The 7,549-nt window shown below is 41.1% G+C and carries 8 protein-coding genes; all 8 read left to right on the top strand.

Annotation, left to right across the window (positions count from 1 at the left end):
• Positions 1-467: 467 nt before the first annotated feature.
• The gene (locus CJ305_RS16945) at positions 468-1,850 is read left to right on the top strand and encodes a cytochrome ubiquinol oxidase subunit I (RefSeq protein WP_099647488.1); all 1,383 of its coding nucleotides are present in this window, start codon (positions 468-470) and stop codon (positions 1,848-1,850) included.
• Between the two features lie 10 nt (positions 1,851-1,860).
• Positions 1,861-2,898: a cytochrome d ubiquinol oxidase subunit II gene (gene cydB, locus CJ305_RS16940; protein ID WP_099647487.1), complete on the top strand. Its 1,038-nt coding sequence runs from the start codon at positions 1,861-1,863 to the stop codon at positions 2,896-2,898.
• Between the two features lie 265 nt (positions 2,899-3,163).
• Positions 3,164-3,715 (top strand): hypothetical protein, encoded by a 552-nt coding sequence (locus CJ305_RS16935; protein WP_099647486.1) that lies wholly within the window; start codon positions 3,164-3,166, stop codon positions 3,713-3,715.
• A 157-nt stretch (positions 3,716-3,872) separates the two neighbouring features.
• Entirely contained in the window at positions 3,873-4,166 is a 294-nt protein-coding gene (locus tag CJ305_RS16930) for a hypothetical protein (RefSeq protein WP_143469407.1), read from the top strand.
• 261 nt (positions 4,167-4,427) lie between these two features.
• Complete coding sequence (locus CJ305_RS16925) at positions 4,428-5,651, top strand: outer membrane beta-barrel protein (protein WP_143469406.1); 1,224 nt, start codon at positions 4,428-4,430, stop codon at positions 5,649-5,651.
• Between the two features lie 196 nt (positions 5,652-5,847).
• Positions 5,848-6,405 (top strand): YeeE/YedE family protein, encoded by a 558-nt coding sequence (locus CJ305_RS16920; RefSeq protein ID WP_099647483.1) that lies wholly within the window; start codon positions 5,848-5,850, stop codon positions 6,403-6,405.
• Complete coding sequence (locus tag CJ305_RS16915; protein ID WP_099647482.1) at positions 6,405-6,818, top strand: DUF6691 family protein; 414 nt, start codon at positions 6,405-6,407, stop codon at positions 6,816-6,818. Before CJ305_RS16920 ends, CJ305_RS16915 begins: the two co-directional genes overlap by 1 nt.
• A gap of 114 nt (positions 6,819-6,932) precedes the next feature.
• On the top strand, positions 6,933-7,541 hold the full coding sequence (gene udk, locus CJ305_RS16910) for a uridine kinase (protein WP_099647481.1): 609 nt from the start codon (positions 6,933-6,935) through the stop codon (positions 7,539-7,541).
• Positions 7,542-7,549 lie beyond the last annotated feature (8 nt).

Raw genomic sequence — 7,549 nt, 5'->3', positions numbered from 1 at the left:
TTTTAGTTACACACTTTATGAGATAGTGCTTGGTAATTTCTTTTCATCCTAGCAAAAACCTGTAAATGAAATTTCAAGGCGTTCTGCCCCCAATAATTCTTGGCTTAATTTTGATTGTTATTGGATTCTTGTATAGAAGATACCTATCAAAAAATGGCAATGAGTTTGATACACCGATAGGAAAACTCTACGGTATTTCAATCCTTTTTATTTGTTGTGGATTTCTTATCATTCTTTTGGCTTTACTAACCTGAAACCATATCATATGAGTTTAACAAGAGTATTTTCAGGTTTACGACTTGCCAAAAAGGCTTTTCAAAACTCTCTATAATTTTCATTTTAAAATGAAAGACATTTAACACTAAAAGCCTTGTGATTACTGGGCTTATAAAGTTGTTGGGTTGTAATTTTAAAGTATCTAAACCGGCTGTGTCTGAATCTTTTCACAGCTGCGAAAACTTTAAAAAATGGATACCGAATTACTTGCCCGAATCCAGTTTGCCTTTACCATCGCCTTTCATTATATCTATCCGCCGCTTAGCATCGGGATTGGCCTGCTGATGGTCTTTTTTGAGAGTATGTTTATCAAAACCAAAAAAGAGCAGTATCACATTCTGGCCAAATTCTGGACTAAAATCTTTGCGCTTACTTTTGGTATTGGGGTGGTTACCGGAATTGTGATGGAATTTGAATTTGGTACCAACTGGGCGACCTACTCGCGCTATGTGGGTGATGTTTTTGGCAGCGCCCTGGCGGCTGAAGGAATCTTTGCTTTTGCCCTCGAAAGCGGTTTTCTGGGCGTGTTGCTTTTTGGCTGGAACCGCGTTAAGCCCTGGGTGCACCTAGTATCAACTATTGGAGTATTTCTGGGATCTATGTTTAGTGCGATCTGGATTGTGGTCGCAAACAGCTGGCAGCAAACGCCCGCAGGCTATCACATCGTGGGAGAAGGCCTGAATGCCCGTGCTGAGATCACCGATTTTTGGGCGATGGTTTTCAATCCGTCTAGCGTAGAGCGCATCATACACGTTTGGCTCGGTGCCTTTTTAGCAGGCGCGTTTTTGATACTGAGTGTTCACGCCTATTATATTTTAAAGGGACGTTATGTGGCGATCTCTAAAAAAGCCTTTAAAATCACCTTGATTGTGGCTACGATAACTTCCCTAGGGCAGCTGGTTGCCGGTCACGCGAGTGCAGACGGAGTTGCCAAAAATCAGCCCGCAAAGCTTGCTGCGCTGGAGGGACATTTTGAAACGGAAGCTCCGGCAGATTTATATCTTTTCGGCTGGGTAGATAAGGAAAAACAGGAAGTTACCGGTCTGGCGATACCCGGCGGACTTTCTTTTCTGATAGATCAGAACTTTAAAACGCCGGTAACCGGGCTTAATGCCTTCCCCGAGGAAGATCGCCCCTCACAAATTAACGCGGTGTTTCAGTTTTACCATCTTATGATTGCTATTGGCATGTTTTTAATAGCCCTGAGTCTTTATGGCTGTTATTTATTATGGCGCAAAAAGCTGTTTCAAAAGCGCTGGTTGTTATGGGTGTTTGTGTTTACCGCTTTGCTTCCGCAGATTGCCAATCAGGTAGGTTGGTTTGCCGCCGAAATGGGCAGACAGCCCTGGGTGGTTTACGGCTTGCTGCGCACAGATCAGGCTTTTTCGCAGGCGGTGTCAGCCAACCAAATTTTGTTTTCGCTGATCCTGTTTATGTTAGTGTACAGCTTGTTGTTTGTGCTGTTTGTGTACCTGCTGAACAAAAAAATAAAGCATGGCCCTTATGAGGAGTCTGAGGAAGATGATGACAACCGCCCGCTCACTAAAGAAATTTCAAAAGCAGTAACCGGTTAAAACACAGATTATGGAAACATTTTTAGGATTAGATTACCCCACCTGTTGGTTTCTGGTTGTAGGCGGACTTTTTTCGGGCTATGCCATTTTAGACGGTTTTGATTTTGGCGCGGGTGCCTGGCATCTGTTTTTTAAAAAGGAACAAAGCAGGCGTATCGCGCTGAATGCCGTGGGGCCGGTTTGGGATGGTAATGAAGTTTGGCTAGTTATAGGCGGCGGGGCGCTGTTCGCGGGTTTTCCGGTGATGTATGCTACCCTGTTTTCGTCGCTTTATGTACCCTTTATGCTGTTTTTGGTATTTATCATATTTAGAGCGATCGCTATTGAATTTCGTGGTAAAGAACCGATGCTGTGGTGGCGCAGGCTTTGGGATGTGTGTTACAGCATTTCGAGCATAATGCTGGCGTTTTTACTCGGAATCGTTTTAGGCAATGTGCTTCAGGGAATCGCTATAGGGCCCAATTTTGAATACGCGGGATCGGGCTTTTTTGAATTTTTAAATCCGTACGCGCTGATGACCGGTGTTACGACTTTGACACTATTTATGGCGCATGGTGCCATTTATTTACTGCTAAAGACCGAAGGCCGACTTTTTGCCAAGCTTACCTATCTGCTCAAGAAAGGCATGATCTTCTTTATGGTAAGTTTTGCCATTACCAGCCTGTATACACTATTGTACATTCCGCATCTGTCTGATGATTTTAAGAGCAATCCCGCGCTGTTTATCGTGCCCCTGCTCACCTTTATGAGTATCGCCAATGTACCGCGCCTCGCCAGCAAGCGCAATTATAAAATGGCGTTTTTCTTCTCCTCACTTACGGTAAGCCTGCTTATGGTTCTGGTGGCCATAGAATTATATCCCAACCTGCTGTTTTCAACCCTGGACCCTAAATACAGCCTGGATATTTACGAGGCGGCTTCGTCCGACAAATCCCTGGGTATTATGCTACTGTTTGTTGCTATTGGCGGTCCGCTTGTGCTGGGCTATACTTTTTTTGTCTACCGAACCTTTAGAGGCAAGGTGCAACTGGATGATCACAGCTATTAACGCATATACTCCTGCCACGCTACGATAAGGTATTTTTCTTTTCCGTTTTTCTTAAGGCTAGAAAGCCGTAGTCGTATTTTTCCTTTTTGGTGTTTTTGGAAATCCAATTAACGCATTAATAAACGGTTCACGACAAGGGCTATAAACGCATTGCTGTCGATTTTCCGCTCGGAAAATCAACACCTTTTAGTATCTTCACCTGAACCAAAAATCCTGCGGATTTTTTCCGCAACGATTTATAGCCTAAACCTTGGGTACCAATTTGATGAAAACAAAGTACGAAAGAATTTTATGGTTGATTTTAACGATTCTGTTCGTCACTTTGATTATTAAAATGACTAATCTTCCATCTGCATACGGATTTTGGTTTCCTTTTATTCTATCATCTCTTTTTTGTCTTGTGGCAATTGGAATTGGCGGAATCATAATGGCTGGACTCCTGAAAGCTGTTTTGAACTATGAAATCAAATTCTGGAATTTATTCAGCATTACCTCATTAATAATTACAACCGGACTTCATGTTTACTTTCATTATCCACCATTGAAAATAATCGTACCGAACAATTTTGCTGGAGAAGTAACTTTAGTGGTTGACCCGAATAATAAAAAAACCCTAATAATTGACTCGGACGGAACTGGATACATAACTGAATCTATTTATTCAAACTCAAGCGGAGATAAAAAACCAAATGTTTATTTCCAAAACGGAGAAAAAATCTCGGAAAATAGAATAGTAGGATATGATTCACTATTTTTCTATGGACGAGGAAATTATAATGGAAAGTATACTTTGAAATTTGAAATAAAACGTGAATAAAAAATTGGTGCCAAAAATATATAACCGCAATTACGGCATCCCGAGGCTTCGGGAGACTACTTCCTAAGCCACTCGGAATTGCTAACGCCAGTACCAAACTAAAAATTAATGTTTATTAATCCGAGACTGATTGTTATAGGAGACCATTGTAGTAAATATGACAGAACAGCCGACATTTAAAATTAAATGGATAATTGACATGATTAAGGAACGGGAACCTGAACGGACTGACCTAATTAAGCAATTGGAAAATTCAGAAATCAAAGAGTGGTTTAAACAGGCTTATGTTCGTTTTGTAAGCGGATTTAAGCCTAATCAATCAGATTCTGAATGGCAATTTGAAGAATGTATTGAATTGGAGCATTCTTCAGAAGGAATAATTGTTTTGGATATTTTAAAAGACGGCAGAATTGGTGGAATTGAGTTCTTGAATTATATTCCACATTATTGACTTGCGGATATGAAGTGTGACTGAATTAATAAAAAGATAAAATACGTTGCACAAGTCTCTAATTCTTAATGACCTCAATTATTTAAACCTCCCGAAACCTCGAGATTAAGCGGTTTTCTCTTTTTATATAATCTGTACGTTCTAGATTGTTTCTAAATCAATCACTAAACAATCAATTAAAAAAGATTGCTTTTATGGAATTCCTTAAAATTTAGTGAGGTGATTTTCATAAGTTCACAAATTATCAGATTTTTAAAAAATATGCGTAACACCATTTTAATTTGCCTTTTAACTTCAGTTTTAAGTCTTTCAGCAACAGCACAAATCACCTTCGAACCTGGGTATTACATCACCAATGAGGGTCAAAAAGTAAACGGTTTAGTACGCAACGCAGACTGGAGCAACAATCCAACCAGTTTTGAATTTAAAGCGAATGCCTCTGCAAAATCTCAAACTATAGATATTGTTTCTGCAAGGGAGTTTGGTATTGATGCCAGTTCAAAATATGTGCGTGCCCGGGTTGATATTGATCGTTCAACGGAAGACATCGCAACCATGAGTACGAGCCGCGCCCCAGATTTTAACGAAGAAACCCTTTTTCTTGAGGTTTTAGTAGAAGGTAATGCGACCCTTTACAAATACAAGGACGGTCAGCTCATTCGGTATTTCTTTAAAACCGAAAATTCAGACATCAATCAGTTGATTTATAAAAAATACCTCTTCAGCACCCGAACAACAGCAGAGAATAAAGCTTTTCAGCAACAACTTTACGACCAGGTTAATTGCCTGGATCAAAGTGTTACGCAGATCAGCAATCTCAGCTATACGAGTCGCCAGCTCGTAGCCTACTTTGTGACAGAAAATGCGTGTTCTAATGAGGCTTTTACAAATTATGAAGCTAACCGAATGAAGGCAGATTTTAATCTGCATTTAAGAGCAGGCGTTAATTTTTCGAGCCTAAGCGTAAGCAATGTCATTGCGGTATACCGCGACAGCGATTTTGGTAATAGTATTGACCCACGTTTTGGTATCGAGGCTGAAGTAATCCTTCCTTTTAATAAAGGCAAGTGGAGTTTGTTTACCGAACCCTATTATGAATCCTATAGCGGGGAAAGCTTTAGAGAAGGTAATAGTGGCCCGCTAAGCAATTATGAAAATCGTGTTGATTATGAATCTATAGGCTTACCATTTGGCATAAGATATTATGCATTTTTAAATGAAAAATTAGCAGCTTACTTAAATCTGGGAGTGCAATGGCATTTTGATTTTGACAACGAGATTGTGTTTGCCAGATCTAGCGGAAGCGAAATACCCATCACTATAAAGGCCGGACAAACGCTCTTTTTTGGTGCAGGCCTTAGTCTTAACAAAAGGTATTCTTTAGAATTTAGATACAACACCTCCCGCGATCTCACCTCTACTTCGGGTACCGTAGCAAGTGAATTTCAGGTAGTATCACTCTCCTTAGGTTACAAACTATTCTAAAATTCATTCTCAACAGGTTTTAAAAATAAAGACAGAATAAGACTCTAGATAAGCCCTGATGCTCAATTCGTTTTGAAAAAGCATCAGGGCTTTTTTTATGAATGTAACCGGTGTTACGTAACCTTCATGCAAGTTTTTGGTTCTTTGCGAGACTAAGATGAAGCATTGAAAAAGAAACCCCTAAAAACCCCTTCACATGAATTGGATTTATGATCCCTGGCCCTGGTATGTTTCAGGCCCCCTGATTGCGCTTACCATGTTTATTTTACTTTTTGCCGGCAGACAGTTTGGTATGTCGTCTAACCTAAGAAACCTCTGTGCGGCAACGGGAGGCGGTAAAGCTGCAGATTTTTTCAAATTCGACTGGAAAAAAGAACGCTGGAATCTACTGGTTATGGTTGGTGCGGCCCTTGGAGGCTTTATTGCCTCTCAATACCTTTCAGACAATACGGTTGAAATCAATCCCGATGTAACCCAAAAACTGGAGACTTACGGTATTTATTCGACCAATGAGGCTTACCTGCCTAACGAGATCTTTAGTCTGGAAGCACTGAGCAATCCGGCTAATATTCTAATCCTGATCGTGGGTGGCTTTCTGGTAGGTTTTGGCGCACGCTATGCGGGCGGTTGTACTTCAGGACACGCAATTTCAGGCCTGAGCAATTTGCAGCTCCCCTCGCTTATCGCCGTGATTGGCTTTTTTGCCGGTGGCCTGGTGATGATTCATTTCATTTTCCCCTTAATATTTTCATAATGAAAACCATATTTTATTTAGTTGTAGGAACTTTTTTCGGAATACTGATGTACAAATCTGAAGCGGCCTCTTGGTTTCGTATTTACGAAATGTTTGAGTTTGGCTCCTTTCACATGTATGGAATTATTGGATCTGCACTCATTCTGGGCATTTTGGGTGTTCAGCTTATCAAACGCTTTAATGTAAAAACCCTCAAGGGCCAGGATATGCATTTAAAGCCTAAAAACAAAAGTTTTTACCGCTATGCGATTGGCGGAACTCTTTTCGGCTTAGGATGGGCATTGGCAGGTGCCTGCCCCGGACCTATGTATGTACTTGCGGGTGCAGGCTATATATCGATCCTGGTTGTAATTTTTGGCGCCCTACTCGGTACCTTTATATACGGCTTGTTGCGAGATAAGCTTCCGCATTGATGATTAAGATTGGTCCCTTACCCGTCTGATTTTAAATTTATGTTGATAAAGCCTCCTTCAAGGGGGCTTTTTTAATGCACGAAGTTTCCTATTTTTACCCCCAAAGTCACAAAAATGCTCATTATTGGTATCGCCGGGGGGACCGGCAGCGGTAAAACAACGGTTGTTAATCAAATCGTACAGGAACTTCCTGAAGGTGAGGTAACCGTTATTTCCCAGGACTCCTATTACCGGGATACTTCGCACCTCAGCTATGACGAGCGTGTAAAAATCAATTTTGATCACCCTAAAAGCATCGATTTTGAATTGCTTTGTGAGCATCTGGATCAATTGCGTGCAGGTGAAACCATAGAACAACCCGTCTATTCATTTGTAAAGCACAACCGCACCAGCGATAAGGTGATCACGCATCCGCGAAAAGTCGTAATTGTTGAAGGCATTTTGATTTTGACCCATCCTGAAATACGGGATCTTTTTGATGTGAAAATCTATGTTCACGCAGATTCAGATGAGCGCCTTATACGTCGCCTGAAGCGGGATATTGCAGAGCGCGGTCGGGATCTGGAAGAAGTGCTTACGCGCTACCAGACCACCCTTAAACCCATGCACCAGCAGTTTATAGAGCCTACCAAAGAGTATGCAGATATTATCATACCTTATAACCGCTACAATACAGTGGCGATAGATATCGTTCGCAGTATTATAAACGAGCGTCTGGTCTAAACTAAAGC

The sequence above is a fragment of the Leeuwenhoekiella nanhaiensis genome, assembly GCF_002744755.1.
Taxonomy (GTDB): domain Bacteria; phylum Bacteroidota; class Bacteroidia; order Flavobacteriales; family Flavobacteriaceae; genus Leeuwenhoekiella; species Leeuwenhoekiella nanhaiensis.
This window is presented reverse-complemented; position numbering and strand designations above follow the sequence as displayed.

What these genes read in the sequence shown, in the direction of transcription:
- CJ305_RS16945 (WP_099647488.1), top strand. Translation starts at nt 468, where the DNA reads ATGGATACCGAATTACTTGCCCGAATCCAGTTTGCCTTTACCATCGCC.
- cydB (WP_099647487.1), top strand. Translation starts at nt 1,861, where the DNA reads ATGGAAACATTTTTAGGATTAGATTACCCCACCTGTTGGTTTCTGGTT.
- CJ305_RS16935 (WP_099647486.1), top strand. Translation starts at nt 3,164, where the DNA reads ATGAAAACAAAGTACGAAAGAATTTTATGGTTGATTTTAACGATTCTG.
- CJ305_RS16930 (WP_143469407.1), top strand. Translation starts at nt 3,873, where the DNA reads ATGACAGAACAGCCGACATTTAAAATTAAATGGATAATTGACATGATT.
- CJ305_RS16925 (WP_143469406.1), top strand. Translation starts at nt 4,428, where the DNA reads ATGCGTAACACCATTTTAATTTGCCTTTTAACTTCAGTTTTAAGTCTT.
- CJ305_RS16920 (WP_099647483.1), top strand. Translation starts at nt 5,848, where the DNA reads ATGAATTGGATTTATGATCCCTGGCCCTGGTATGTTTCAGGCCCCCTG.
- CJ305_RS16915 (WP_099647482.1), top strand. Translation starts at nt 6,405, where the DNA reads ATGAAAACCATATTTTATTTAGTTGTAGGAACTTTTTTCGGAATACTG.
- udk (WP_099647481.1), top strand. Translation starts at nt 6,933, where the DNA reads ATGCTCATTATTGGTATCGCCGGGGGGACCGGCAGCGGTAAAACAACG.